Genomic DNA, 24,581 nt, shown 5'->3' with positions numbered 1-24,581 from the left:
CCTCAGTTCCACTGGTGCCGGGCGGGCAGCGCGCCGTTCAGGGTGTAATCGCCCAGCAGGTGATATTTCCAGCGCACCGGATCGTGCAGCGTGTGCACCCGCGCATCGCGCCAGAAGCGGCCGAGATTGTCGCCCGCGCGGGTCGCCGCGGCGCCGGCGAGTTCCAGCAGGCGCTCGGCGGCCTCGAGGGCGACTTCGGTGGTTAGGATCTTGGCCTCGGCGACAGCGACGGAGGCCTCGGCCGAACTCTGCGCGGTGACGGGGGCGGCGGCGATGCGGTCCAGCGTCCGGCCGGCGCGGGCGAGTACCGCCTCGGCGGCGTGCAGGTCGACCTCCAGCCGCCCGACCTCCCCGAGGAGGTGCGGATCCTCGGCCACGCTCTCGGCGGTGAACGGAAAGGGCCGTGTCCGGGTCCGCAGGAAGTCCAGGGCGGCTTCGGTCGCGCCCCGGGCGATCCCGGCATCGATCGCCGCCTGCACGAGCTGGGAGACCGGTCCGAACAGGGCCGGCCGCTCGGCCAGGGGCGCGAGGTCGAGGGTCAGTCCGTCCTCGATCGGCGCGTCCACGAACGCCACCGTGCCGCTGGCCGTGGTGCGCTGGCCAAAACCCTGCCAATCGTCCACGACCCGCACCCCCGGGGCGTCGCGGCGCGCCCAGACCAGGAGCGGCCGGCCGTCCGGGGCCACGGCGCGGGTCGGGATCCAATGGGCGAAGAGGGCGCCGGTGGAATAGAAGCGCCGGCCGGTGAGGCGGCTCCCCGCCGGCCCGGGCGCCAGCCGCGTCTCCACCTGGGTGATCGCCTTGGCGTTGCGCGACGGCCCGGCATTGCCGATCCGGTGGCCGTCGAGCACGGCGCCGTAGATCCGGGCCTGCTGCTCGGGGCTCGCCGCCGCCCGCACCAGGGCCAGCACGCCGAACTGGCTCTGCGGGATCTGGGCGGCCGAGCCGTCGGCGGCGGCCAGGATGGCGAACACCGCGGCCAGGGTCGTGTGCGCGACATCGGCGCCGCCATAGGCCCGCGGCACGGTGATGCCGCCCAGGCCGCTCGCCGTGAACGCCTCGATCTCCGCCCAGGGCAGGCGCCGGTCGCGGTCGCGCTCCGCGGCCCCGTCGGCGAAGCGCCGCGCGATGGTCCGGGCGATCGCGATCGCCTCCGCGTCCGAGCGGATCCGGTGCGGGCGGGTCGGCGGCAGCGGGCGCCGGTCCTCGAGACCGTCGGCACGGTGCAGGGTCATGCGCGGATCACCTCGAACGGAAAGGGGCGGCGCGACAGCCGCCGCGGGTGGCGCGCCCGGATGCGGGACGATCAGCGGGCGCGCAGGCGCCGGACCGCGCGGTCGCCCGCGCACTGCACCAGGCAGACCAGCGCGACCAGCACCGCGATCACCGCCGCCATCACGGTGGTGTCGAAGCGCTGGTAGCCGTACCGGATCGCGACATCGCCGAGGCCGCCGGCGCCGACCGCCCCGGCCATGGCAGAAGCGCCGATCATCGCGACCAGGGTGATGGTGAAGCCGCCCAGGATGCCCGGCAGGGCCTCGGGCAGGAGCACGTGGAGCAGGATATGCCGGCGCCGGCAGCCGATGGACTGCGCCGCCTCGATCAGCCCGCCATCGACCTCCCGCAGCGAGACCTCGGCGATCCGCGCGAAGAACGGCGTGGCGCTCACCGAGAGCGGGACGATCGCCGCCCAGATGCCGATGGTGGTGCCCGTCACCAACCGGGTGAACGGGATCAGCGCCACCAGCAGGACGATGAAGGGCACGGCGCGGAAGCCGTTGACGATCGTCCCGACCACCCGGTTGGCCTTCGGCGCCGGGAGGATGCCGCCGGGCTCCGAGGTGACCAGGAACAGCGCCAGCGGGATGCCGGCCAGCACCGCGATCCCGGCCGAGACACCGACCATAACGAGCGTGTCGAGACATGCCTGCCCGAGGCGATCAATCATCTGCGGTGACATAGCCGATCCTCTCCACGGTTCCTCCGAGGGCGCGCAATCGATCCTCCGCGTCCGGCCCCGCCGCATCGAGGGCGATCAGCATCCGGCCGACCGCGTGGCCCTGGATCCGCTCGATGCCGGCCTGGAGCAGCCGGACGGGTCCGCCGGCGGCCGCCACGAGGGCCGACAGATCGGGGCCGGCCGGCCCGGCACAGGTGACCGCCAGGACCGTCGCGGCACCGGGGGTGAAGTGCGGCCGGAGCCGGGGCGCCAGATCCGCCGGCAGGCCCCGGCTCAGGGGTTCAAGGAGGGCCCGGGTCGTGGGATGTTCGGGGCCGCCGAACACCCGCCAGACCGGCCCCGTCTCGACGACCCGGCCCTTTTCCAGCACCACCACGTCGCTGCAGATCTCCCGGATCACGCTCATCTCGTGGGTGATCAGGATGATGGTGATCCCGAGCCGGCGGTTGATGTCGCGGAGCAGGTTCAGGATCGTCAGGGTCGTTTCCGGGTCGAGCGCGGAGGTCGCCTCGTCGCAGAGCAGGATGTCCGGGCGGCTGACGAGGGCGCGGGCGATGCCCACGCGCTGCTTCTGGCCGCCGGAGAGGCGCGACGGATAGGTCTCCGCCTTGCCCTCGAGCCCGACCAGGCGCAGCGCCTCCTGGACCCGCGCGGCGATCTCCGGCTTCGGCAGGCCGGCCGCCTTGAGCGGCAGCGCCACGTTCCCGTGCACCGTCTTGGCCGAGAGCAGGTTGAAATGCTGGAAGATCATGCCGACGCGGCGGCGCAGGGCGACCAGCCCGTCCGTGTCCAGCGCCGCGACCGGCTGGCCGTCGACCAGAACGCGGCCGGAGGTCGGCGCCTCCAGCCGGTTGACCGTGCGCAGCAGGCTCGACTTGCCGGCCCCCGACCGGCCGATGATTCCGAGGATCGCGCCCGCGGGCACGTCGAGGTCGACCCGATCGAGGGCCTGGACCGGGCCGGCGGCGGACAGGTAGGTCTTGGACACCGCCTCGAACCGCACGGTGCCGGCCGCCCGGGTCGCGATCGCCGACACGAGGGCGGGCGCGGCGGATGCGCCGGGCCGGTCCCGGGCGATCCAGCGGGCGGGGTCGCGGAGGCTGTCGAACGTGAGGCCGGCCATCAGTTCTGCCACACCAGCACGTAGAGCTTGTCGCTGTTGGCGAAGGATTTGTGGATCTGCCGCTTCACCGCCTCCGAAGTCTGGAAGATCCGCACGAACCTGGCGATGGTCGGGTCTTCCTTGCGCGCCGCCTTGGTGACGAAGCTCACCGCGAAGAGCTTGTCCTCGATGCCCGTATAGATGAGGCCGCTGGTCGGATCGAAGCTGCCGGCGGCGACGATGAAGTGCGGATAGCCCTGCGCCAGATCGACATCGCCGGTGATGCGCGCGAGCTGGGGGCCCTCGACCTCGGTGAATTTGAGCTTCTTCGGGTTCTCGGTGATGTCATCGAGCGTGCCGAGGAAGCCGACCTGGTCCTTGAGCTTGATCAGCCCGGCCTTCTGGAGCAGCAGCAGGCCGCGGCCCTGGTTCACCGGATCGTTGGCGATCGCCACCGTGCCGCCCACCGGGATCGCCGCGAAGCTCGTGTGCTTCAGGGAGTAGAGCCCGAGATTCTGCAGGATACCGAGCCCGACGATCGCGAATTTGTAGCCCTTCTGCCGCTCGGCATTCTCCATGAAGGGGCGGTGCTGGAAGAAGTTCAGGTCGATATCGCCCGCGTCGAGCGCGACGTTCGGCGTCGTCCAGTCGCTGAACTCGATGACCTTGACGGTGATGCCCTGGGACTTGGCCTCGTCTGCGGCGACGTTGACCGCGTCGGCATAGGCGCCCGGCACCACACCGACCGTGAGGGTCTCGGCCCGGGCGGCCATCGCGCCGAGCGACAGGAGGGCGGCGGCAAGGAGACGCGGGACTCTCATCGGGTCGAACTCTGGGATGGGGCGGCTTTGGGCAGCCAGGGCAGGGCGTAGAGGCTCGGGTTGTGGGCGAAGGACGCGTCGATCCGCGCCCGCACGGCCGGCGAGGTCTGATAGATCGCCACGAATTGCGCGATCTCGGGATCGTCGGCGCGGTCGGCCCGGGTCACGAACCGAATGGCGTAGGCGCGGTCGCCGATGCCGGAATAGATCAGGGCCTGGCCGGCGAAGTCTGCGCGACCGGCATTGACGTAGTGGCCCGGATACCCCTGCGCGAGATCGACATCCGAGACCGCGCGGACCAGTTGCGGACCCGCGATCTCGACGAATCTGAGTTGTTTCGGATTGGCGACCACGTCGTCGAGCGTCGCCTTCGTGCCGGCCCCGTTCGTGAGCGTGATGAGCCCGGCGGATTCGAGGAGCGCGAGCCCGCGGCCCTGGTTCACCGGATCGTTCGCCACCGCCACCGTGGCCCCGTCGGGCAGGGCGGCGAGGCGCGCATGCCGCTCCGAGTACAGGCCGATATTGGGCACGATGCCGAGGGCGACGCTCCTGAGCGGAAAGCCGGTCTCTGCGACGGCGTTGTCGAGGAAGGCCTGGTGCTGGAAGTAGTTCACGTCGAGATCGCCGTTGGCGACGGCGAGATTGGGCGTCGTCCAATCGGTGAATTCGACCACCTGCACATCGAGCTTGCGTGCCTTGGCCTCCGCTGCCGCGACGTGGATGGAATCGGCCAGGGATCCGGGCGTGACCCCGATCCGCACCCGGGCGAGGGCCGGCGCAGCGCCGAGGGCCAGCAGCAGCGCGGCCGCCAGGACGCGGCGTCTCCGGCGCGGCCGCCGGGGCGAACGGACGATTCCGGCCTGTGGGGGAAGGATGGCGCGGGACTCCATGACGGCGTTCGACCTCGCGGGACCCCGTCGGGGGATTCCCGCAGTGCAGAGCGGATGGGACGGCCATTCATCGAACACCCCGAACACCGATTCCCGGCCTCCGAAGTCTTCCGTGCGCGACAGCCGAGGGAAGATCGGATGGGATCGTGTCGGGACGATCGTTGCGACCGCGAGCGTTTGATCTCGCGTCGCAAATTAGACCAGAGTCGCGGGGCCGGGCATTCCAAAGATCTCTGAATCGCGATACAGACGACCTATCGCCGGCCTGACGGACAGAAGTTCTAGCCTGCCTCCGATCGGTGGCCCGGGCTCGCAGTCAGACCGTCGTCGGTCTGCGGTCCGCGGCCCCGGAATGGGGCGTCCCGCGGGAGGCCCGCTCGGCGTGCCCCTTCAGATGTCGTCCCACGCGATTGCGATGTTGCCGCCCTGAGACAAAGTCCCGCTCGACCGCTGCAAGCTGCGCGACGCCGGGAACCTGCCTTTCAAGACCGGATCTGCTTCGGGATCGCGCGGCCGCGGCAGGCGGCGCGGTATTGCTGGCGCGGCAGGCCGCGCATGTTGCGCCGGTCCGCCTCCTGCGTGCAGGCGGTCTTGCGGTCAGCCTTGCTCAGTTCCCGGGTGCCGGAGGACGGCACGTCGGTCGGCGCGGGGGCGATGTAGCTTTGCGCGCCTGCCGCACCCGGAAGAGCAACGAGAAGGGCGAGCCCGAGATACAGCCGGCGCATGATCGTCCCTGTGAACTAGAGCCAAGTCGAAGCAAGCACCGCGCCAGGACGAAGACCCACGGGACGTGCAGGAACTCCGGTTCAAGCCCCGGATTCTGGCGCGGGATAGCGCAGCGGGTCGCCTCCGCGGGTCCGGCATCTGTTGCACTTTTATAACGCGTGCGGCCGGCCGCGCTCTGAACCGGAGCGATGGCATATCGGTTGCGGCCGCTCGTCCGATGCTTTGCGTAGCCGGGGGACCGAGACGATGTTCAGGCGCGGGATCGCGGCTGCCTTGTTGCCAGCCCTGATGTTCGGGGCCGCGCATGCGGCAGACCTTGAAGCCGGCAAGACGGCCAAGGCACCCGAGGCTGCCGCCGTGGCCGATGTGCCGTTCTTCCTCTTCGCCGACACGCAGGTCAGCTATCGCTACCAGTTCCCGACGGTCTCGCCCGGCGTCCAGATCCAGCGGGCGGACGGCAGCTTCGTCTCCCGGGAGGCGCCCAAGCAGATCCTCAACATCGCGCATGCCGATGCCTGGGCCTACGGCACCAACTTCTTCTCCCTCGACATCCTGAAATCGGGCTCGCAGTTCCCGGCGGGCACCACCAACCCGCCGGGCAGCGTCGCCGCGCCGGCCTTCTTCGAGAACGGCAATACCGAAGCCTACGGCCTGTACCGCGGCACCCTCAGCCTGAACGCGCTCACCGGCACCAGGGCGTTCACGATTCCCGGGCTCGTCAAGGACGTGTCCCTCGCCTTCGGGTTCGACGCCAATGCACAGAACGACGCGTTCGGCTCGAAGAAGCGCGATATCGTCGGCGGCTTGAATTTCTCCTTCGACGTCGCGGCGGGCTTCCTCAATCTCAGCACGCATGTCTACAAGGAGTGGAACCGCAATGGCTTCAACCTCCAGCCGGATCGCGACCAGAGCTTCGACGCCGTTCCGGAATTCGAGCTCGTCTACAACTTCCCGCTGACGTTCACCGGGCTGCCGCTCAGCCTGACCGGGTTCAACAACATCGTTCTGCCCAAGGGCCGCGGCGTGCGCAACGTCGCGGACTTCCCGTACAACCCGCCGCGCGGTCTCGAGTTTCTCTCGCGCACGAACCTCGTGCTGGATCTCGGCAAGCTGATCTACGACCAGCCGAACAAGGTCGATGTCTTCATCGGCTTCCAGTACTGGCTGAACAAGTTCGGCAACCTGGAGACTGCGACCTTCAAGGGGACCGAGGAGAAGAGCTTCCTGGCGGGCTTCGCCTTCCACGTCCTCTGAGGCGCTGTCCCGGCATCGCGGAGGGTCTGGATGACGATCGCGGCGACTGAGCCGATGCCCGCCCCGGGCGATCCGAGGCCGCTGTTCGGCGCCTACGGCATCGTGAAGCGCTTCGGCGCTTTTACGGCCAACGACCGCATCGACCTCGAGATCCGGGCCGGCGAGATCCATGCCCTGCTCGGCGAGAACGGGGCCGGGAAATCCACGCTGATGAAGATCCTCTACGGCCTCCTGGAGCCGACGGCGGGCGTCGTCACGCATCGGGGCGAGGTGGTCCGGCTCAGGAACCCCGAGGCCGCCCGCCGGCTCGGCATCGGCATGGTGTTCCAGCACTTTTCCCTGTGCGCGAATCTGACGGTCGCCGAGAACATCGCCCTCGTGATGGGCAAGGGCCTCGGCCGCAGGGCGCTCGCCGACCGGATCGCGGCCCTCGGTCGGACCTACGGCCTGCACCTCGACCTGGATCGGCCGGTCTGGTCGCTGTCGGCGGGGGAGCGTCAGCGCATCGAGATCGTGCGCTGCCTGCTCCAGGATCCGAAGCTCGTCATCCTCGACGAGCCGACCTCGGTGCTCACCCCCGGCGAAGCCGAAAAGCTGTTCACGGTGCTGGAGCGCCTGCGGGACGAGGGCCGGGCGCTGCTCTACATCTCGCACCGGCTCGACGAGGTGCGCCGCCTCTGCGCCCGCGCCACGATCCTGCGCGGCGGCCGGGTCGTCGGCGCCTGCGACCCGCGTGCGGAGAGTGCCGGCTCCCTCGCCGCCCTGATGGTCGGCGCGCCGGTGCGCGCGCTGACGCGGGAGGCCGCCCCCGCACGGTCGGCGCCGGCGGGACCCGAGCGCCTGCGCCTCGACCGGCTGTCGCTGCCCGCCCCCGGCCTGCACGCCACCGGCCTGCGCGACATCTCGCTCAAAGTCCGCGGCGGCGAGATCCTCGGCATCGCCGGGATCGCGGGAAACGGCCAGTCCGAACTGTTCGCGGCGCTCTCGGGGGAGGCCCGGGCGCCGGAGGCCGGCGCCGTCCGCATCGACGGGACGCCCGCCGGCCACCTCGACATCAACGCGCGGCGGCGTCTCGGGGCCGCCTTCGTGCCCGAGGAGCGCAACGGCCATGCCGCGGCGCCCGGCCTGAGCCTCTCGGAGAACGTCGTGCTCTCCCGGTACGCCACCGCGTCGCTGACGCGCATCGGACTCGTGCGCCGGGGCGCGGCCCGGGCGCTGGCGGCCCGGGTGATCGCGGCGTTCGATGTGCGCAAGGCCGGCCCGGACCCGGCCGCCGGCACCCTGTCGGGGGGCAACCTGCAGAAGTTCGTGGTCGGACGCGAGATCCTGGGCGAGCCCGGGGTGCTCGTCGTCGATCAGCCGACCTGGGGCGTCGATGCGGCGGCGGCCGCGCGCATCCGCCAGGCGCTGATCGACCTCGCCGCGCGCGGGAGCGCCATCCTGATGATCAGTCAGGATCTCGACGAGCTGTTCGCGATCGCCGGCTCCATCGCGGTCCTCCAGGCCGGCACCCTGTCGCGGGCGGTGGCGCGCGCCGAGACCTCCCGCGAGGCGGTGGGCCTGCTGATGGGCGGCTCCGGCGGCCCGCCCCCGGGCGGCCACACGGGCACACCGGCGGGCCGCAGCCGCGAAGGAGATTCCCATGCGACGTAACCAAGCGACGTAGCCATGCGCCTTGACCTCGTGCCGCGCCCCGGCCGCGCGCCGCTCGCCGCCCTCCTCGCGCCGGCCCTGGCCTTCCTCGCCTCCGTGCTGCTCGGCGGCGTGGCCGTCGCCCTGCTCGGCGTCTCGCCGGCGGCGGCCTTCGCGGCCTACTTCATCGCGCCGCTGTCCGAGCTGTGGTCCCTGCAGGAGATCGCCGTGAAGGCCGCGCCGCTCGCCCTGATCGCGACGGGCCTGGCCTTCTGCTACCGGGCGAACCTGTGGAATATCGGTGCCGAGGGCCAGTTCGTGGTCGGCGGCCTCGCCGGCGGCTGCGTCGCCCTCGCCACCCAGGGCAGCGCGGGCTTCACCTTCTGGATCCTGCCGACGATGCTCGTCGCCGGCACCCTCGCCGGCATCGCCTACGCGATGATCCCGGCTGTGCTGAAGGTGCGGCTCGGCGTCTCCGAGATCCTGACCAGCCTGATGCTGGTCTACGTCGCGGAACTGCTCCTCGACTACATGGCCCGGGGCCCGTTGCGCGATCCGGCCGGATACAACTTCCCGCAGAGCGTCCCCTTCGATGCCGCGGCGCGCCTCCCCTACCTGATGGAGGGGGAGACCCTGCATGCGGGCGTGCTCGTCGCCTTCGTGGCCGTCGTGCTGGCCACGATCGTCCTCGGGCGGACCCTGTTCGGGTTCGAGGTGCGGGTCGTCGGGGCGAGCCCCCGCGCCTCCCGGTTCGCCGGCTTCAGCGAGGCCCGCCTGACGCTCGCCGCCTTCGCGGTCTCGGGCGGGGCGGCGGGGCTCGCGGGGATCGCGGAAGTCGCGGGCCAGATCGGGCAGCTCCAGCCGACGATCTCGCCGGGCTACGGCTTCACGGCGATCATCGTCGCCTTCCTCGGCCGGCTCTCGCCCCCGGGCATCCTCGTCGCCGCCCTGGTGATCGCGCTGACGACGATCGGCGGCGAGGGCGCGCAGATCGACCTCCGGCTTCCCCTCGACCTGACGCGGGCCTTCCAGGGCGTGCTGCTCGCCTTCGTCCTGGGGGCGGATGTCCTCACCCGCTTTACGGTCCGCCTCGTCCCGGGAGGGGCCCGATGAGCCTCGACATGGTCCAGATGATCCTGGTCACGGTGCTGACGGCGGCGACCCCGCTGATCATCGCCGCGATCGGCGAACTGGTGGTCGAGCGCGCGGGCGTGCTCAACCTCGGGCTCGAGGGCATGATGATCTGCGGGGCGGCCGTCGGCTTCGCCGCCGCGGTCGAGACCGGCTCGACCCTCCTGGGCGCCCTGGCCGGCGCCGGCGCCGGATTGGGCCTGGCGGCCCTGTTCGGGCTGCTGACCGTCGGGCTCGCGGCCAACCAGGTCGCCTCGGGTCTCGCGCTCACGATCCTCGGCCTCGGCCTGTCGGGACTCGTCGGCGCCCGGTATGTCGGCCTGAAGCGGGATCCCGCACCCCATCTCGACATCCCCGGCCTGAGCGACCTGCCGGGGGTCGGCCGGCTCCTGTTCGGCCAGGACGCCTTCGTGTACGCGGGCCTGGCCCTGACCTGCGCCGTCTCGTGGTTCCTGTGGCGGACGCGGGCCGGCCTGATCCTGCGCGCGATCGGCGACGACCACACCGCCACCCACGCCCTCGGCCTGCCGGTGCGCAAGCTGCGCTTCCTGGCCGTGCTGTTCGGGGGCGCCTGTGCCGGGCTCGCCGGATCCTACCTGTCGCTGGCCTACACCCCGTTCTGGGCCCCGGCGATGACCGCGGGCCGCGGCTGGATCGCCCTGGCGCTCGTCGTCTTCGCCTCGTGGCGGCCGGCGCGGCTGGTGGCCGGGGCGATCCTGTTCGGGGGCGCCACGGTGCTGCAGCTCCATGCCCAGGCGGCGGGCATCGGCCTGCCCGGACAGCTACTCTCGGCGCTTCCCTACCTCGCGACGATCGTCGCCCTCGTCCTGCTGTCCCTCGGGCGGCGGCAGGGCGGATCGCTCGCCCCCGCCGCCCTGGGGCGCGACTTCACCCCGCACCGCTAGCGGTGCCGTCCACCGGAGAGGACACGAGCGACCATGCGACATTCCATCTGCGCCGGCCTCGGTGCGCTCCTGCTCCTGCTCGGCCCGGCGCGGGCCGCGGACAAGCTCAAGGTGGGCTTCGTCTATGTCGGGCCCGTGGCCGATTACGGCTACTCGTTCCAGCACGACCTCAGCCGCAAGGCCCTGGCCGAGGCCATGCCCGACACGGTCGAGACCACCTTCCTGGAGAACGTGCCCGAGGCCGACAGCGAGCGGGCGATCGAGAAGCTCGCGCGCTCGGGGGTGGGCCTGATCTTCACCACGTCGTTCGGCTTCATGGAGCCGACCCTGAAGGTCGCCAGGAAATTCCCCGCGGTGAAGTTCGAGCACGCCACCGGCTACAAGCGCGCGGCCAACGTCTCGACCTACTCGGCCCGGTTCTACGAGGGTCGTTACGTCTGCGGGAAGATCGCCGCCAGGCTGTCGAAGACCGGGACGGTCGGCTACATCGCGTCCTTCCCGATCCCCGAGGTGGTGAGCGGCATCAACGCCTTCATGCTCGGCGCGCAGTCGGTCAACCCGAACGTGAAGGTGAAGATCGTCTGGGTGAACACGTGGTTCGACCCGGGCAAGGAGGCCGAGGCCGCCAAGGCCCTGCTGGCGCAGGGCGCCGACATCCTGACCCAGCACACCGATTCCGCCGCCCCGCTGCAGGAGGCCGAGAAGCAGGGCAAGCTCGCCTTCGGGCAATCCTCCGACCAGTACCGCTTCGCCCCGAAGGCGCAGCTCACCGCGATCGTCGACGACTGGAGCGGCTACGTGATCGGCGAGGCCAAGGCCGTGCGCGACGGCTCCTGGAAGAGCCACGACACCTGGGGCGGGATCAAGGACGGCCTGGTCGTGCTCGCCCCGTTCACCAACATGCCCGCCGACGTGAAGGCCATGGCCGAGGACACCGTGAAGGCGATCGCCGCCGGCACGGTTCATCCCTTCGCCGGTCCGGTGACGAAGAAGGACGGGACCGTCGCGGTCAAGGACGGCGAGACCGCCCCCGACCCGATGATCCTCGGCATGAACTGGTACGTGAAGGGCATCGACGACACGCTGCCCCAGTAGGGAGCCGCGGACCGCCGGACGCGGATCGGGATCGGGATCGGCGCCGTCAGCGGCTCGCGGGGGACCCGTAAGTGCCGGGCGGCGGCCCGGCGGGCTCCTCGACGGCGACCCCGCCGCGGCTCGGCGGCACCGCCACGGCATCACCCGACCGGATCGATTCGGCCTCGTTGCGCGGTCCGGCGATGCCCTCCGTGCCGCCCGGTGCGGTGGATGGATCGCGCCCGGCCGGCGCAGTGTAGGATTGCGCCGCGGCGGCGCCGGCGGCGCCGAGAAGTCCGCAGAGCGCCAAAGTCAGGGTCGTCTTCGTTCGCATGGTCGCCTCGCGCCCGCTGCATCCTGCAATCGGGACGAATGGCGCAGCTGCGGGCTGGTTCCGCCGTTTCAGCGCCGGTGGCGCGGATGCCTATGAAAGAGGTGAAAATGGCGACGGCGGACGCCGCGACCGCGCAGGCCGCCCTCGAATCCGGCGCCCGGGCGGAAGATCCGCTTCCCGCCTGAGCCTGACATCTCGCCGGCGTCGCGGCCAACCCCGTGCCGCGGGCTCAGCTCCCCCGGTAGGTTTGGAAGCTCCACGGGGTCGCGGCCAGCGGCACGTGGTAATGCGCCTCCGGCTCCGCCACACCGAAGCGCAGGGGCACGACGTTAAGTAAGGCCGGCCGCGGCAGGGCGAGACCGAGCCGGCGGTGATAGTCGCCGAGGGCGAAGCGAAGCTCGTAGACCGCGATCGGGACCGGGCGTCCGCCGATCAGCGGCGGCCCGGGCGACCCACGGCGCATGCTCGAAGACCGCGCCCAGCGCCGCGATGAAGTCGGGTTCCGGGAGGCCGTCGAGATCTGCGAGGGAAAACGTCATCGCGCTCGCACCGCCCCGGTCCCGTGCGGCCGCGACGCAGGCACCGGGCCAAGCGCCGGCGCTCGGGAATCGGCCGGCCCGCGGGAGCGATGGCCAGGGCGGGGCCGGGACGCGGGGGTGGCATATGGCTTGCGCCTCCGCCCTCGTGGCGCATCGGGCCGCGCTCCGGCTGCCGGCCCGTAACGCCTCGGGGGAGTCTCCGCGATGTCGAGCGCCGTCCGGTCAGAGCCTTCCGCAGCCTCGGGTACCGTCGCGCTCGGGCCGGCCACCGCCCCGGTGGGCGGGGTCGGCCCCCTCGCCCTCGGGCTCCTCGGCCTCCAGCACGTGCTGGTGATGTATGCGGGCGCGGTGGCGGTGCCGCTGATCGTCGGGCGGGCGCTGAAGCTGGCGCCGGAACAGGTGGCGATGCTGGTCAGCGCCGACCTGTTCGCCGGCGGCCTCGCCACCCTGGTCCAGAGCTGGGGCCTGCCCGGGATCGGCGTGCGCATGCCGGTGATGATGGGCGTCACCTTCGCGGCGGTCACGCCGATGATCGCCATGGGGAGCAATCCCGCGATCGGGCTCACCGGCATCTACGGCGCGGTGATCGCCGCGGGCCTGTTCGCGCTCCTCGTCGCGCCGCTGATCGGGCGGCTGCTGCCGCTGTTCCCGCCGGTGGTGACGGGCACCATCATCCTGGTGATCGGCATCTCGCTGATGCGGGTCGGCGTGAACTGGGCGGCCGGCGGGGTCGGCAACCCGGCCTACGGGGCGCCGGTCTACCTGGCGATCGCGGCCTTCGTCCTCTGCGTCATCCTGGCGATCACCCGATACGGCACCGGCTTCGTCAACGCGGCCTCGGTGCTGATCGGCATCGTCCTCGGCATGGTCGTGGCCGGCATGTTCGGGCTGGTCGACTTCGGCCACGTGGCCAGCGCGCCGTGGTTCGACGTGGTCCGCCCCTTCGCCTTCGGCTGGCCGAGCTTCGAGCCGGTCTCGGTGGTGACGCTGAGCATCGTGATGATCGTCGTGATGATCGAGTCGACCGGCATGTTCCTCGCGCTCAGCGAGATCTGCGCCGATCCGATCGACGCGGCGCGCCTGACCCGGGGCCTGCGCGGCGACGGCCTCGGCACGGTGATCGGCGGCATCTTCAACACCTTCCCGTACACCGCGTTCTCGCAGAATATCGGCCTCGTCGGGGTCACCGGCGTGCGCACGCGCTCCGTGGCGGTGATCGGCGGGATCATCATGCTGGGCCTCGGGCTGGTTCCCAAGCTCGCCGCCCTGGTCGAGGCCGTGCCGCAATGCGTCCTCGGGGGCGCGGGGCTGGTGATGTTCGGCATGGTCGGGGCGACCGGCACGCGCATCCTCGGCGCCGTCGATTTCGCCAGCAACCGCAACAACCTGTTCGTGGTCGCGGTCTCGGTGGGCTTCGGAATGATTCCCCTGGTGGCGCCGGGCTTCTTCCGGCAGATGCCCCAGGCGCTGCATCCGCTGCTCGAATCCGGCATCCTGCTCTGCGCGCTCTCGGCGGTGCTCCTGAACCTGTTCTTCAACGGGCTCGGCAGCACGGAGGAAGCCCGCGCGGCCGCCATCCGCCAAGCCAAGACCGCGGAGGCGCATTGAGATAGGCCTTCGGCCCGATTCCGGAGATCCCCATGGCCCTGACGGCATCGCGATACGGCAAAAGCCGGGTGCGGGTGATGCGCCTGACCCGCGACGGCGACCACCACACCCCGCGCGAACTGACACTCACGGTCCTGATGACGGGGGGGTTCGACGCCGCCTGGACCGCGGGCGACAACCGGGCCTGCGTGGCCACCGACAGCGTGAAGAACATCGTCAACGTCACCGCGGCGGAGAACCTCGCGCTCGACAAGGAGGCCTTCGCCGAGGCCGTGGCCAAGGTCTTCCTCGACACCTACCCCCAGGTGGAGGAGGTCGCGATCGAGGCCACGGAGACGCGCTGGCTGCGCCAGGAGATCGGGGGCGCCCCGCACGGCCATACCTTCGTCCTCGACGGCAACGGCTTCGGCTATGTCGGCCTCGTGGCGAACCGGGGCGGGTCGGTGCTGCGCTCGGGCCTGCGCGGATTCACCGTCATGAAGACCACGCAATCGGGCTGGGCCGACTTCGTCGACGACGCCTACCGGACGCTGCCCGACACGACCGACCGCATCGCCGCCACCAGCATGGACGCGACCTGGACCTGGGCCGGCAAACCGATCGACTATGCCGCCGCCAACGCCGAAATCCTGTCGGTCCTGATCGCGGTGTTCGGAACCACCTACAGCGCCAGCGTCCAGGACAGCATGTATCGGATGGGCGAGGCGGCTTTGGCCGCCGTGCCGGAGATCGACACGATCAGCTTCGCGATGCCGAACAAGCATTACATCCCGATCAACCTGCAGCCGTTCGGCCGGGCGAATCCGGGGGCCGTGTTCCTGCCCACGGACGAGCCGCACGGCCAGATCGAGGCGACGATCCGCCGGACGGGCTGAGGCGGCCTTCGACAAGCGCGGCATCGGCGATCGATCGGGCCGAGCGGGAGGGGGTCGACGAAAGAACCGTGCCAGCAGGCCGGCCGTGCCGAGAGCCTTCGAAAGCCCGGCTAAAAGGCTGAGACATCAGGGACTTCGCCGATCCTTCGACCCTCCGCCTGCGGCGCCGGCCTCCGGAGCGGGCACCGCCTCGTGCGCGAGCGCACAAATAGCGAACAGGGTGTGTTGTTATTTTCGGCAGCGCTGCACAGTTCCGATTCCATGGAGAGCGGCCGGCCCATGCCCGGCACCTTCGCCATCGGATCCTGCGCCATGACCGCCCGCATCGTTCTCGGAGCCGTTCTCGGCTTCACCCTCTCCACCGCAGCGCTCGCGCAGAGCTATACGGCCCCCGCCGGGATCCCCGCCACCACCGCGCCGGGCGGCCTTGAGGGGCGCGCGGCCGTCCCGAATTTGATGAACGACCGCGGGCCCGCGTTCCGTGCCGGTCCGTCCCACGGGACCACGGACGATCTGGTCACCGGCACCCTGCCCCACCCGCATCGGAACCACACGGGCGGCGCACGCTGAGGGCGGGCCCCGAGACGCGACGCCGGTGAGTGCCGGGTGGTCCTTTCGGGATCGCGGAACGCAGTTTCGCCGAAGCACCACCCGATGACCGACCGTTTGCCTTCCTGGTTGCCGCCGCGGGCCGTGGTGGTCCCACATCGGCCCGAACACGGCGCGACCCGCCCCCCTCCCCCGTGCGGGCTACCGGAGTCACACCTCGCGTTTTGATCCCCTGCCGGGTCGAAGGATCTTGGCTGTCCGGAGCCGCCATGCGCCCGCCCTCCCCCGCGTCAGCCACCCGGTCATCCCGGGTCCACGGCGGTGCGGCGCCCTGTTTCACGTGAAACAAAACGCGAACCCAGCGGTCTCAGCCCGTCTCCGACCGCGGCGCCTTACCCACCGTCTCGCAGGCGAAGGGCGCGGGCGGCGCCTCGACGCCGCGCCAGCGGGCATAGGCCCAGGGGCGGTACCAGGCGGCCCCCGCGGGCAGCCGCTCCGGCACGAGATCGATGCCGTGGGTGCCGAACGGCCCGCAGCGGCAGATCCGGGCGAAGCCCATCCAGCCCCCCGGCCAGAGCCCGTGCCGGGCGATGGCCGTATCGGCGTAGTCGGAGCAGCTCGGCCAGTGGCGGCACTGGCGGCCGATCAGGCTCGACAGGGTGAGCTGGTAGATGCGGATCGCCCAATGCGCGGTGCGCCGGACCATGCCGTCACGCGGCCTGCCGCTTGGCGGCGATCTGGTCGAGGGCGTCCACCACCGCGTCGAAGGTCAGCAGCGTCGAGGCGTGGCGCGCCTTGAACTCCCGTACGGGCTCCAGCACCGCGAGATCCGCCCAGGCCCCGCCGGGGGCCGGGCCGTTCTCCTTGAGCATCGCCCGCATGGTCGCGCGGACCGCGCGCAGTTCCTCCGGGCTGGCGCCGACCACGTGCCGGCCCATCAGTGACGAGGAGGCCTGCCCGAGGGCGCAGGCCCGGACCTCCTGGGCGAAATCCGCGACCCGCCCGTCGGCACCGAGCACGAGATCCACCGTCACGGTCGAGCCGCACAGGCGGGAATGCGCGGTGGCGCTGGCCTCGGGGTGCTCCAGCCGGCCGAGCCGCGGGATGTCGGCGGCCAGTTCCAGGATACGGCGATTGTAGATGTCGTCGAGCATCGGGTCCTCGGCCGGAAGCGCATATCCCATCGGGACGCTGCCGCGTGCATCGCGCATTGCGCGTTGCCCCGCGAACGATGATATAGGCGCCGGACGGACGCTTCGCGAGGAGGCGGACCGTCGACCAGGGTCGCGCCCACGGCCACGGTGATTCCCACAGCTTCTGAACCGCCCGGGGCGCCGGCTTGAAACCTTTTCGAGCCCGGGATCTTCCCTCGAACGCCCGACGCGATCCGACGATGTACGCCAAGCCCGACAGCACCCCGATGAAATCCCGCGTCGCGCGGGCCGGAGATGCCATGGATGCCGCGCTCAAATCCCTGTCCTACCAGGGCGACGCTCCGGGCTTCGACCGGGGCGGGCTCGACGGGCAAGGGCTGAACGGCATGCGCAACGACAACCGGCCGGTGGATGACGGGCGTCCCGCCGAGGTCGCCCCCGAACCGGCCTCCGCCACCCGCGTCCCGGACGGGATCGAGACCGGCCGCCCGAGCCGCGCCGAGGCCGAGGCCGCCGTGCGCACGCTGCTGCGCTGGGCCGGCGACGATCCGGCCCGCGAGGGGCTGCGCGACACCCCGGCCCGGGTGACCAAGGCCTACGAGCAGCTGTTCGGCGGCTACGGGGTCGATGCCGAGAAGCTCTTGGAACGGGTCTTCGAGGAGGTCGAGGGCTATTCGGACATCGTGCTGGTGCGCGACATCCCGTTCCACTCCCATTGCGAGCACCACATGGTGCCGTTCATGGGGCTGGCCCACATCGCCTATTACCCGACCCGGGGTGTGGTCGGCCTGTCGAAGCTCGCCCGGGTGGTCGACACCTTCGCCCGCCGCCTGCAGACGCAGGAGACCATGACGGCCCAGATCGCCGACGTGATCGAGAGCATCCTCAAGCCCCGCGGCGTCGCCGTGATGGTGGAGGCGGAGCACCTGTGCATGGCGATGCGCGGCGTCCAGAAGGCCGGGGTCTCGACCATCACCAGCCAGTTCCGCGGCGTGTTCAAGGGCGACGCCAACGAGCAGGTGCGCTTCCTGACCCTGGTGCGCGGCGGCGCCAAGTAGCCTATAGGACCCGCGAACCAGAGGTCCCCGCCCCCGCCCCATGACCGCGCGCGACATCGCCTTCGATCCCCCCGGCTCCCGTGCCGAGGTCGAGGAGGGCACGGCCTTCATGCCCCGCTTCGACCGGGACGGGCTGATCACCTGCATCGCCGTCGACGCCGGGGACGGCCGCGTGCTGATGCTCGCCCACATGAACGCCGAATCGCTGGCGCGCACCCTGGAGACCGGGGAGGCCTGGTACTGGTCGCGCTCCCGGCGGGAACTCTGGCACAAGGGCGCCACCAGCGGCCAGATCCAGCGCGTCGTCGAGATGCGGGTCGATTGCGACCAGGACGCCCTGCTGATCCGGGTCGCGGTCGGCGGCGACGGCGGCTGCTGCCATACCGGCCGGCGGGACTGCTTCTACCGCGGCGTCGTCCGGAAGCCGGACGGCGGCGTCACCCTGGAGAGCGCCGGGATATGAGCGCGAGCCTTGCCGCGACCGGGTGGCAAGACTGTCCCGCCGTCACGTCCTTTCTGCCCGGCGCGGTCGAGCCGATCCGGCCCCTGCCCAGGGCGGGCCCGCGGATCGGGCTGGCCCTGGGCGGCGGCTCGGCCCGGGGCTGGGCCCATATCGGCGTGCTGCGCGCCCTCGAGGAAGCGGGCATCCACCCGACCGTGGTGGCGGGCTGCTCGATCGGGGCGGTGGTGGGCGCCTGCTACGCGGCCGGGCGCCTCGACCGGCTTGAGGCCTTCGCCCGGGCGCTGACCCGGCGCCGCGTGGTCGGTCTGATCGATCCGCGGCTGCCGGGCTCCGGCCTGATCGCCGGCAATCGCCTGCGCCAGCGGCTCCGCGCCGACCTCGGCGAGCGCCGCATCGAGAACCTGCCGATCCGCTTCGGCTGCGTCGCCACCGAGTACGGCAGCGGCCGGGAGGTCAGCCTGACCGAAGGTCCGGCGGTGGACGCGGTGCGCGCCTCCTACGCGATTCCCGGCCTGTTCCCCCCGGTGACCCACGAGGGCCGGGTGCTGATGGACGGGACGCTGGTCAATCCGGTGCCGGTGGCCCTGGCGCGGGCGCTCGGCGCCGATCTGGTGATCTGCGTCAATCTCAACGGCGACACCGGCGGCCCGGTGGTGCGCAAGGCGCCGAAGCATCCGCTCCGCCGCGGCTTCCTGCAGACCCTGCGCGAGCGGCTGCCGGGCTTCCCAAGCGCGGAGCCGGAGATCGCCGTGCCGGGCCTCGCCCGGGTGGTGCTCGACGCCTTCAACATCACCCAGGACCGGATCTCGCGCGCGCGGCTGGAGCGCGACCCGCCGGACGTGGCCATCGGCCCGGACGTGGCCGGGTTCGGCCTGTTCGACTTCCACCGCGCCGCCGAGGGCATCGCCCTCGGGCACCGGGCCGCCCGGGCCGCCCTGCCGCGGATCCGGGCCGTCCTGCAGGGCGCCGAGGCGCGGGCGTAGGGCCTCGTCCCCGGCGGGGTCGCGGGACGGGCCGCTATCGGAAGACGGGCAATCCCGCGCCGATGATGACGAGTCCGAGCACGATCAGGCCGCCCCCGGCCCCCTCCAGGGCCGCCTGCTGCACCGAGCGCCGCGGCGCCAGGCCGGCAAGCGACGCCCCCGAGACCAGGCAGATCACGCTGAGCAGGGTCATGGCGGCAGGCGCTCCGGCGCCCAGGCGGACGCTCACGACGACATCGGGCCGCCGAGGCTACAGGCGCACCGTTAAGGAAAGATCTCGCGGAACGCGCCCGCCCGGGGCGGTGACGGCAGCCGACGGCCCCACGGATGGCGCTCGGCGCCGGGCCTGCGCCCCCATAGCCCGATCAAAAGTCACTTCCCAAAGTCCGAGTAGAATTGGATAAAAATTGATTAATCCTGAAATCAAAATCTACCTTATAATATTATGATCATATTATCCATGTATTTCTATAATTCTTGAGCCTGTTCGGCCGTTCTTTCCCCGCCCCGACCTCACCCTGCGGCGTGTCGCGGAGCGGAGCTATACAAGAAGGCCTCCAGCCGGCCGCGCGATCGCTGGAGGGCTCCTTCGAGTCTGGTGCGCAGCACCTCACGATGAGGCGACGATCGGGCTACACGTCGGTCAGGACGGCCACGCGACCGCAATCGCACGGTCAAACGGGCGTTCAGACTCGGCAGCCGCCCCCATCCCGGTCCGGAGCGCGGACACGCGGCCCACGCTCCGTGTTCGATCAGGCGATGGAGATGTTAGTGCTTGCCGGTGCTCTTGGCGTGGGCCTTGGCCGAGCTCTCATGCGCCTTGACCGAATGGCCATGCGCTTCCTCGGAGTGTTTCGTGGCCGTGGCCATGTCACCCTTCGCATGATGATCGGCCGCACTCTTGTGGGATTTGGCCGCGGCCTCGTGATGCTTGGAGGCTTCGGCGTGGGATGTCTGAGCCATGGCTGGTTTCCTTCGTTGCACCGGTGACCGGTGCGTGTTGCGGTCGTTGCGACCGTCGCATCCGGACAGGATGTTTCCCGCCCGGCGTGCTGGGTTCCTCGGAACCGGCCCATATCGGGGGCGGGCCGTTTCGCTGCCGGTGGGACGGTGCCGACGGCGGGAGGCTCCCGAGAGACTTTGAATCGAGGATCTTCGTCGTTCCGTTGCGCCCCGGACCGATCCTCCGGGATGTCAGGGTCGAGCCCGGGGGGCGCGAAGATGGATCGCGACCGCGGCTCGATCCGGGACGAATCCGGGAGGGATGATCGACGGTCGCCGGGGCTGTCCGCCCCGTCACGCCCGCCTTCAGATCGGCCGGACGGCGGCCTTCTCGACCACCACGGTTTCGACCATGTCGGCCGGCTCGTAGAACCACCGCGCGAGCCTGCCCGCCACCATGGCCCCGGCGATGGGCGCGAGCCAGAACAGCCACAGCTGCCCGATATAGGCCTCACCCGCGAACAGCGCCGGCCCCGTGCTCCGCGCCGGGTTGACCGAGGTGTTGGTCACCGGGATCGAGATCAGGTGGATCAGAACCAGGGCGAAACCGATCGGGATGCCGGCAAAGCCCACCGCCGCCCCCTTCGAGGTCGTTCCGATGATGATGAACAGGAAGAAGAACGTCGCCAGGAACTCGATGGCGAGGCAGGAGACGATGCCGAACCGGCCGGGGCTGAGGTCGCCATACCCGTTCGCGGCGAAGCCGTTCGGAACCCAGCCGGGCTTCCCCGACGCGATCAGGTAGAGGGCGCCCGCCGCCAGGATCGCCCCCGCGACCTGCGCCAGGATGTAGGGGACCACATGCCGGCTCGCGCATCGCCTGGCCGACCATAAGCCGAGGGTGACCGCGGGATTGAAGTGGCCCCCGGAGATATGCCCGACCGCGTAGGCCATGGTCAGGACGGTGAAGCCGAAGGCGAAGGATACGCCCAGGAAGCCGATGCCGAGCTCGGGGAAGGCCGCCGACAGCACCGCCGCGCCGCATCCGCCGAATGTCAGCCAGAACGTGCCGAGGAGTTCGGCCGTCGCACGCCGCATGGTCGAATGATCTGTCATCGAAGCCCTCCAGGGCTGTCGCGCGGGACGATCGACGCCGGGACGACGTCGCCGCAGCGCCCGCCCCCGGTCCGGATGCCCCCGCATAGGCGTTCGCGGCCCGAGACCCGCGCTGCGACGGGCTCTCTGGCGCCGAGCCGGGCACCCACCTCGGCGGACAGCGCTCCACGGCATCGTCCCGAACGGGGGTTGCCGCCTTTCGGAACACGATGATGCCAGATCAAAGATCTAGCGCATCGCCCTGATCCCGGTATTCAGGACGATGCGTTAGACGTGAGGGCTTTGCACGTTCCGTCGAAGCGGGCCGTCGGTCCGATGCACCGCCGCGGTGATCTCATCGCGAAGATCCTGACGCTGTATCTCTTCAAGATCGGGGAGGATGTCGTCTTGCGCGGCGTCGATCACCGAGATCAGACTGACGTCGCTGCCGTCCCCCTTGAATGTCACCAGGACCTGAGCGTCGCTGTATTGATCGGTCGGATCGATGCAGAGGTGCGTCGGCATAGGCATCTCCGGACCACGGTTCGGGATGAGCGCCACCGCATCGCCGCCGTCCCGATGGGCCGGGTCCGGGGCGACGGTGCGCGGGCAGGTCGGGCGCGTCGCGCGCACCGGCCGGATACCGACCGGCGATCCGACATTCGGAGTCTATCCGCGGGACGCTGCCGTGGCGCCCACCAATTCTGATGCTCGGATCCGCGAATATGACGCGACCGGCCTGTCCCGGACCCGGTCCGACATCCCCGGGCTCCCGCTCTCCGGCGCGCCATCCTGGCCGGGCCGTAGCCGGTCGGGCGACGGTCCGACCGATCCCGACCGGATCAATCGTCCGGGCGCGGCATCGGCCGCGCCTGAAGGAACGCGGCACGCACGAAGGGGCGCTTCAGTCCGATGCCGACATTGGGACGACCGACAAATTCCTGGGCGCCCGGGTGGCTGCGCACCGCCTTGACGAGGTTCAGCCGATAGCCGCCTCGGAAGAGGAACACGCTCGCGACCGACCCGGACAGGAAGGCTTCGACGGCCGCGTCCACCTCGTCCTCCGAGATGAGCTTCCGGTCGCACAGCGTCCCGATCGTCTGAAAATCCATCATCGTGACGATGTAGGGCGCGGATCTCGCCCGTGGATCCGAAGGCCGCCGCCGCTCGTCAAGGCGCGGGGCGCACGACGGGATCGCTCGACGCCTGTGCCGAGGGGCGTTCCTGCGCGCCTACGGCCGCCGCGACCTGGGCCAGCTTCTCGGACATGTATCGGAGCGCTTCCGCGCCGCGATCGATCTCGTGCCGCCTATTGGCGACGGGACCCGCCTCGTCCTTGGTCGATGAGATCGCGTCTGCGGCGAGGCCGAGCCGTGCAGCCACACGCTGCAGGGATTGCGGCCCGGTGAAGACCGTTCGCGCATCGGCGGCGAGGGTCTCGACCAGCGTTCCCGTCTCGGGCTCGAGCTGCATGCCCCAATGCTGCTCGTAGTTCGAGGCCAGCATCTGGCACTTGGTGAACCAGCTGAATTCGATGCCCGTCAATCTGGGAGTTGTCATTGCAATTTTCCTAATCCTGTGAGCCGAAATCAGGACATGTCGGCGTCTTTAATCTCGACGATGCCGTTCATGACCCCGCCGAATTCGTATTTATTGCTGGCGAAGCCTTCGATCTCGCATTGGAAACTCTCGAAGAGAGCGATCGGCTCGGAATCCGCATCGCCGAAGCAATCGCGCAGCGTGCTGATCGCAATGCGGCATGGGATAAGCCTGCGCCCATCCGACATCGCGAAACGGACGTGTTCGCGGGTGTTCGCATCGATGACCGGTTGCCAGGCCGGGTATCCGACAATCGGCATGACGTATCTCCGCAGTCTTTGATATCATTTAAAACATGATTGATGTGTGCCGCAATAATTGGAAACGTGCGAACGCGCAAAAAGTCACGGATTTTATTTTCGATGATCTCGCGACAGGCCCGATACCGCCCGACGCCCCCGTGGCGGGGCGCCGGGCTCGTCCTGCGAGACCGAAGCGGTGGCCGCCGTTTCGCGGATCAGGACGCGAGCGGCAGCCGGATCCGCCGGGCCGGTTTCACCCGATCTCCGGAGGTGCACCGGAGGGGATGCCGAGGGGCTCGTTGGACGGCGGGACCTCGTCCGGCCCATCGTCGGGCATGCCCGGAGGCTCGGGGAGCGGCGTCCGGTCGGGATTCGGGGGATGCGCCGGTGACGGATCGGGATAGGTCGGGTCGGGGCGCTCGGGAGACATCGGGCTTGTCATGCGGGGGTCCTCGCACGCTCGCCGCCGAAACGGGGACCGGTTCGCCGTCTGCGAGCGCGTCAGATCAAGGACCTGGGGCGACGCCCGGTTGCACAGCCACGCGGTACGCCGGGGATTCCGCCTCGCTCCGGCGACGACAAGGGGGCTACAGAGGTTTGAGGTCTCAGCGCGCTCGCCGGTCAGATCGGCGGGGCTCGGGTCCCCTCACTCGTGCGGGGCGGCGTTGGAGGTTGCGGGTGGTGCAGGATCGAAGGGCGCGGTGCCGTCGGCACCATCCCCACCCCTGACCCCTCCCCGCAACGGGGAGGGGAACAGCGCCCTCCCTTTCAAGATGGGGGCGTCAGCCCGAGACGTGTGAACCCGGCAGGCCGTGGGGGAAGGGCGACGCGCCTGGGGCCGGCCGTTGCCCCCGGCCGGACGCGATCCGTGAATCCGCCAGCCCCTGCGGGCACGGCGGATGCGGCGGATCCCGATCGCCCCCCCCCGGCCGCTCAGCCCTCCTTGAAGCCGTATTCCGGCGTGTCGTCGTCGTTGCCGTAATACTTGTACGGCAGGAACTTGCCCGACATGGTCAGCCGCACCCGGTCGCCCTTGTTGTTGGCCTCGCGGGCCATGTCCATGTTGAAGTCGATCGCCGACATGATGCCGTCGCCGAACTCTTCCTGGATCAGTTCCTTGAAGGTCGTGCCGTAGACCATCACCAGCTCGTAGAACCGGTAGATCAGCGGGTCGGTGGGCGGCATCTGGGGGATCGAGCCGCGATAGGGCGCCTCGTTGAGCATGCGCTCCTCGGCGGCGGTGAGCCCGAACAGGGCGGCCGCCCGCTTGGCCTGGGCCTTGGGCAGCTTCATCTGGCCCATGCAGGCCGCGGTGATCAGGAACGGCGACAGGCCGCCGATCTCCGCGTGGATGTGCTTCCAGCTCCAGCCCTTCTCGCGCTTGATGTCGAGAAGCTTCTCGGTGAGGTCCTCGCGCTTCATGCGTCACTCCCTGCCTGATCGTCGAATGGGGGGCCGGGCCGGCCCGCGGGTCGTTCGCGTCGCCCTCGGCAAGCGGTATGCCAAGCGCGGCGCCGGTCCGGCAATCCGCAGCCGATGCCCGCGAGCGTGGTTTCGGTGCACCGGGCGAACGGGAAGCGCACGAGAGGGGCCGGAAACGCTTGCATCCGTGGCGTGTTTTCGGACCATGCGTCTTCGGGTCTCG

General features: G+C 70.5%; 30 protein-coding genes. 11 read left to right on the top strand and 19 right to left on the bottom strand.

Going from position 1 to position 24,581, the window contains the following annotated elements; genetic code table 11:
• Positions 1 to 2: 2 nt before the first annotated feature.
• From AC3IF1_RS05060 to AC3IF1_RS05035, 6 genes are all read right to left on the bottom strand, one after another.
• A complete protein-coding gene (locus tag AC3IF1_RS05060; protein ID WP_489216250.1) occupies positions 3 to 1,235 on the bottom strand; it encodes an SfnB family sulfur acquisition oxidoreductase in 1,233 nt (410 codons plus the stop codon).
• Between the two features lie 71 nt (positions 1,236 to 1,306).
• A complete protein-coding gene (locus AC3IF1_RS05055; protein ID WP_489216248.1) occupies positions 1,307 to 1,960 on the bottom strand; it encodes a methionine ABC transporter permease in 654 nt (217 codons plus the stop codon).
• Positions 1,941 to 3,083, bottom strand: coding sequence for a methionine ABC transporter ATP-binding protein (locus AC3IF1_RS05050; RefSeq protein WP_243971822.1), 1,143 nt, complete (start codon positions 3,081 to 3,083; stop codon positions 1,941 to 1,943). The genes AC3IF1_RS05055 and AC3IF1_RS05050 overlap by 20 nt, the downstream gene beginning before the upstream one ends.
• Entirely contained in the window at positions 3,083 to 3,883 is an 801-nt protein-coding gene (locus tag AC3IF1_RS05045; RefSeq protein ID WP_489216246.1) for a MetQ/NlpA family ABC transporter substrate-binding protein, read from the bottom strand. The genes AC3IF1_RS05050 and AC3IF1_RS05045 overlap by 1 nt, the downstream gene beginning before the upstream one ends.
• A complete protein-coding gene (locus tag AC3IF1_RS05040; protein WP_489216244.1) occupies positions 3,880 to 4,773 on the bottom strand; it encodes a MetQ/NlpA family ABC transporter substrate-binding protein in 894 nt (297 codons plus the stop codon). Before AC3IF1_RS05040 ends, AC3IF1_RS05045 begins: the two co-directional genes overlap by 4 nt.
• 482 nt (positions 4,774 to 5,255) lie before the next feature.
• Positions 5,256 to 5,498, bottom strand: coding sequence for a hypothetical protein (locus AC3IF1_RS05035; protein WP_489216242.1), 243 nt, complete (start codon positions 5,496 to 5,498; stop codon positions 5,256 to 5,258).
• A gap of 247 nt (positions 5,499 to 5,745) precedes the next feature.
• On the opposite strand from AC3IF1_RS05035, the gene AC3IF1_RS05030 reads away from it, so the two are divergent.
• Genes AC3IF1_RS05030 through AC3IF1_RS05010 form a run of 5 tightly spaced genes read left to right on the top strand, consistent with a single transcriptional unit; the run spans position 5,746 to position 11,516 of the window.
• Positions 5,746 to 6,753 carry a hypothetical protein gene (locus AC3IF1_RS05030; RefSeq protein WP_489216240.1) on the top strand — a complete coding sequence of 336 codons (1,008 nt, stop codon included), beginning with the start codon at positions 5,746 to 5,748 and terminating at the stop codon, positions 6,751 to 6,753.
• A 54-nt stretch (positions 6,754 to 6,807) separates the two neighbouring features.
• Positions 6,808 to 8,406, top strand: coding sequence for an ABC transporter ATP-binding protein (locus tag AC3IF1_RS05025; protein ID WP_489220322.1), 1,599 nt, complete (start codon positions 6,808 to 6,810; stop codon positions 8,404 to 8,406).
• A gap of 15 nt (positions 8,407 to 8,421) precedes the next feature.
• Positions 8,422 to 9,498: an ABC transporter permease gene (locus AC3IF1_RS05020; RefSeq protein WP_489216238.1), complete on the top strand. Its 1,077-nt coding sequence runs from the start codon at positions 8,422 to 8,424 to the stop codon at positions 9,496 to 9,498.
• Positions 9,495 to 10,421, top strand: a complete 927-nt coding sequence (locus AC3IF1_RS05015; protein WP_489216236.1) for an ABC transporter permease — start codon at positions 9,495 to 9,497, stop codon at positions 10,419 to 10,421. Before AC3IF1_RS05020 ends, AC3IF1_RS05015 begins: the two co-directional genes overlap by 4 nt.
• A gap of 33 nt (positions 10,422 to 10,454) precedes the next feature.
• A complete protein-coding gene (locus AC3IF1_RS05010; protein ID WP_489216234.1) occupies positions 10,455 to 11,516 on the top strand; it encodes a BMP family ABC transporter substrate-binding protein in 1,062 nt (353 codons plus the stop codon).
• A 46-nt stretch (positions 11,517 to 11,562) separates the two neighbouring features.
• On the opposite strand, the gene AC3IF1_RS05005 is transcribed toward AC3IF1_RS05010, so the two are convergent.
• Both AC3IF1_RS05005 and AC3IF1_RS05000 read right to left on the bottom strand, forming a co-directional pair.
• Positions 11,563 to 11,829 carry a hypothetical protein gene (locus tag AC3IF1_RS05005; RefSeq protein WP_489216232.1) on the bottom strand — a complete coding sequence of 89 codons (267 nt, stop codon included), beginning with the start codon at positions 11,827 to 11,829 and terminating at the stop codon, positions 11,563 to 11,565.
• Positions 11,830 to 12,058: 229 nt separating this feature from the next.
• Positions 12,059 to 12,292 carry a hydroxyisourate hydrolase gene (locus AC3IF1_RS05000; RefSeq protein WP_489216230.1) on the bottom strand — a complete coding sequence of 78 codons (234 nt, stop codon included), beginning with the start codon at positions 12,290 to 12,292 and terminating at the stop codon, positions 12,059 to 12,061.
• A 280-nt stretch (positions 12,293 to 12,572) separates the two neighbouring features.
• On the opposite strand from AC3IF1_RS05000, the gene AC3IF1_RS04995 reads away from it, so the two are divergent.
• From AC3IF1_RS04995 to AC3IF1_RS04985, 3 genes are all read left to right on the top strand, one after another.
• Entirely contained in the window at positions 12,573 to 13,976 is a 1,404-nt protein-coding gene (locus tag AC3IF1_RS04995; protein ID WP_489216228.1) for a nucleobase:cation symporter-2 family protein, read from the top strand.
• Positions 13,977 to 14,008: 32 nt separating this feature from the next.
• On the top strand, positions 14,009 to 14,851 hold the full coding sequence (gene pucL, locus AC3IF1_RS04990) for a factor-independent urate hydroxylase (RefSeq protein WP_489216226.1): 843 nt from the start codon (positions 14,009 to 14,011) through the stop codon (positions 14,849 to 14,851).
• A 312-nt stretch (positions 14,852 to 15,163) separates the two neighbouring features.
• Positions 15,164 to 15,421 carry a hypothetical protein gene (locus tag AC3IF1_RS04985; protein ID WP_489220321.1) on the top strand — a complete coding sequence of 86 codons (258 nt, stop codon included), beginning with the start codon at positions 15,164 to 15,166 and terminating at the stop codon, positions 15,419 to 15,421.
• A gap of 346 nt (positions 15,422 to 15,767) precedes the next feature.
• Here AC3IF1_RS04985 and yidD read toward each other — a convergent pair whose 3' ends face one another.
• Complete coding sequence (gene yidD, locus AC3IF1_RS04980; protein ID WP_489216224.1) at positions 15,768 to 16,106, bottom strand: membrane protein insertion efficiency factor YidD; 339 nt, start codon at positions 16,104 to 16,106, stop codon at positions 15,768 to 15,770.
• Between the two features lie 4 nt (positions 16,107 to 16,110).
• Positions 16,111 to 16,554, bottom strand: a complete 444-nt coding sequence (locus AC3IF1_RS04975; protein ID WP_489216222.1) for an iron-sulfur cluster assembly scaffold protein — start codon at positions 16,552 to 16,554, stop codon at positions 16,111 to 16,113.
• A gap of 386 nt (positions 16,555 to 16,940) precedes the next feature.
• On the opposite strand from AC3IF1_RS04975, the gene folE reads away from it, so the two are divergent.
• Genes folE through AC3IF1_RS04960 form a run of 3 tightly spaced genes read left to right on the top strand, consistent with a single transcriptional unit; the run spans position 16,941 to position 19,058 of the window.
• A complete protein-coding gene (folE, locus tag AC3IF1_RS04970) occupies positions 16,941 to 17,612 on the top strand; it encodes a GTP cyclohydrolase I FolE (RefSeq protein WP_489220320.1) in 672 nt (223 codons plus the stop codon).
• 40 nt (positions 17,613 to 17,652) lie between these two features.
• Positions 17,653 to 18,075 (top strand): phosphoribosyl-AMP cyclohydrolase, encoded by a 423-nt coding sequence (gene hisI, locus AC3IF1_RS04965; protein WP_489216220.1) that lies wholly within the window; start codon positions 17,653 to 17,655, stop codon positions 18,073 to 18,075.
• Positions 18,072 to 19,058, top strand: coding sequence for a patatin-like phospholipase family protein (locus AC3IF1_RS04960; protein ID WP_489216218.1), 987 nt, complete (start codon positions 18,072 to 18,074; stop codon positions 19,056 to 19,058). Before hisI ends, AC3IF1_RS04960 begins: the two co-directional genes overlap by 4 nt.
• A 34-nt stretch (positions 19,059 to 19,092) precedes the next feature.
• Here AC3IF1_RS04960 and AC3IF1_RS04955 read toward each other — a convergent pair whose 3' ends face one another.
• The 9 genes from AC3IF1_RS04955 to cynS all read right to left on the bottom strand — a co-directional run bounded on the left by AC3IF1_RS04955 (position 19,093) and on the right by cynS (position 24,358).
• Complete coding sequence (locus AC3IF1_RS04955) at positions 19,093 to 19,251, bottom strand: hypothetical protein (protein WP_489216216.1); 159 nt, start codon at positions 19,249 to 19,251, stop codon at positions 19,093 to 19,095.
• A gap of 575 nt (positions 19,252 to 19,826) precedes the next feature.
• Positions 19,827 to 20,021 (bottom strand): hypothetical protein, encoded by a 195-nt coding sequence (locus tag AC3IF1_RS04950; protein WP_243971855.1) that lies wholly within the window; start codon positions 20,019 to 20,021, stop codon positions 19,827 to 19,829.
• A gap of 345 nt (positions 20,022 to 20,366) precedes the next feature.
• The gene (gene aqpZ, locus AC3IF1_RS04945; RefSeq protein WP_489216214.1) at positions 20,367 to 21,116 is read right to left on the bottom strand and encodes an aquaporin Z; all 750 of its coding nucleotides are present in this window, start codon (positions 21,114 to 21,116) and stop codon (positions 20,367 to 20,369) included.
• Positions 21,117 to 21,383: 267 nt separating this feature from the next.
• The gene (locus AC3IF1_RS04940) at positions 21,384 to 21,728 is read right to left on the bottom strand and encodes a hypothetical protein (protein WP_489216212.1); all 345 of its coding nucleotides are present in this window, start codon (positions 21,726 to 21,728) and stop codon (positions 21,384 to 21,386) included.
• Between the two features lie 209 nt (positions 21,729 to 21,937).
• Positions 21,938 to 22,150: a hypothetical protein gene (locus AC3IF1_RS04935; protein WP_489216210.1), complete on the bottom strand. Its 213-nt coding sequence runs from the start codon at positions 22,148 to 22,150 to the stop codon at positions 21,938 to 21,940.
• Positions 22,151 to 22,265: 115 nt separating this feature from the next.
• Positions 22,266 to 22,655: a hypothetical protein gene (locus AC3IF1_RS04930; RefSeq protein ID WP_489216208.1), complete on the bottom strand. Its 390-nt coding sequence runs from the start codon at positions 22,653 to 22,655 to the stop codon at positions 22,266 to 22,268.
• 29 nt (positions 22,656 to 22,684) lie between these two features.
• Positions 22,685 to 22,954 carry a DUF1488 family protein gene (locus AC3IF1_RS04925; protein ID WP_489216206.1) on the bottom strand — a complete coding sequence of 90 codons (270 nt, stop codon included), beginning with the start codon at positions 22,952 to 22,954 and terminating at the stop codon, positions 22,685 to 22,687.
• A gap of 235 nt (positions 22,955 to 23,189) precedes the next feature.
• On the bottom strand, positions 23,190 to 23,378 hold the full coding sequence (locus AC3IF1_RS04920) for a hypothetical protein (protein ID WP_243971866.1): 189 nt from the start codon (positions 23,376 to 23,378) through the stop codon (positions 23,190 to 23,192).
• Between the two features lie 491 nt (positions 23,379 to 23,869).
• On the bottom strand, positions 23,870 to 24,358 hold the full coding sequence (gene cynS / locus AC3IF1_RS04915; protein ID WP_243971868.1) for a cyanase: 489 nt from the start codon (positions 24,356 to 24,358) through the stop codon (positions 23,870 to 23,872).
• Between the last annotated feature and the right edge of the window lie 223 nt (positions 24,359 to 24,581).

It is taken from the genome of Methylobacterium sp. E-012 (assembly GCF_057836545.1).
The sequence above is the reverse complement of the archived record's forward strand: the minus strand, read 5'-3'. Positions and strand labels throughout refer to the sequence as shown.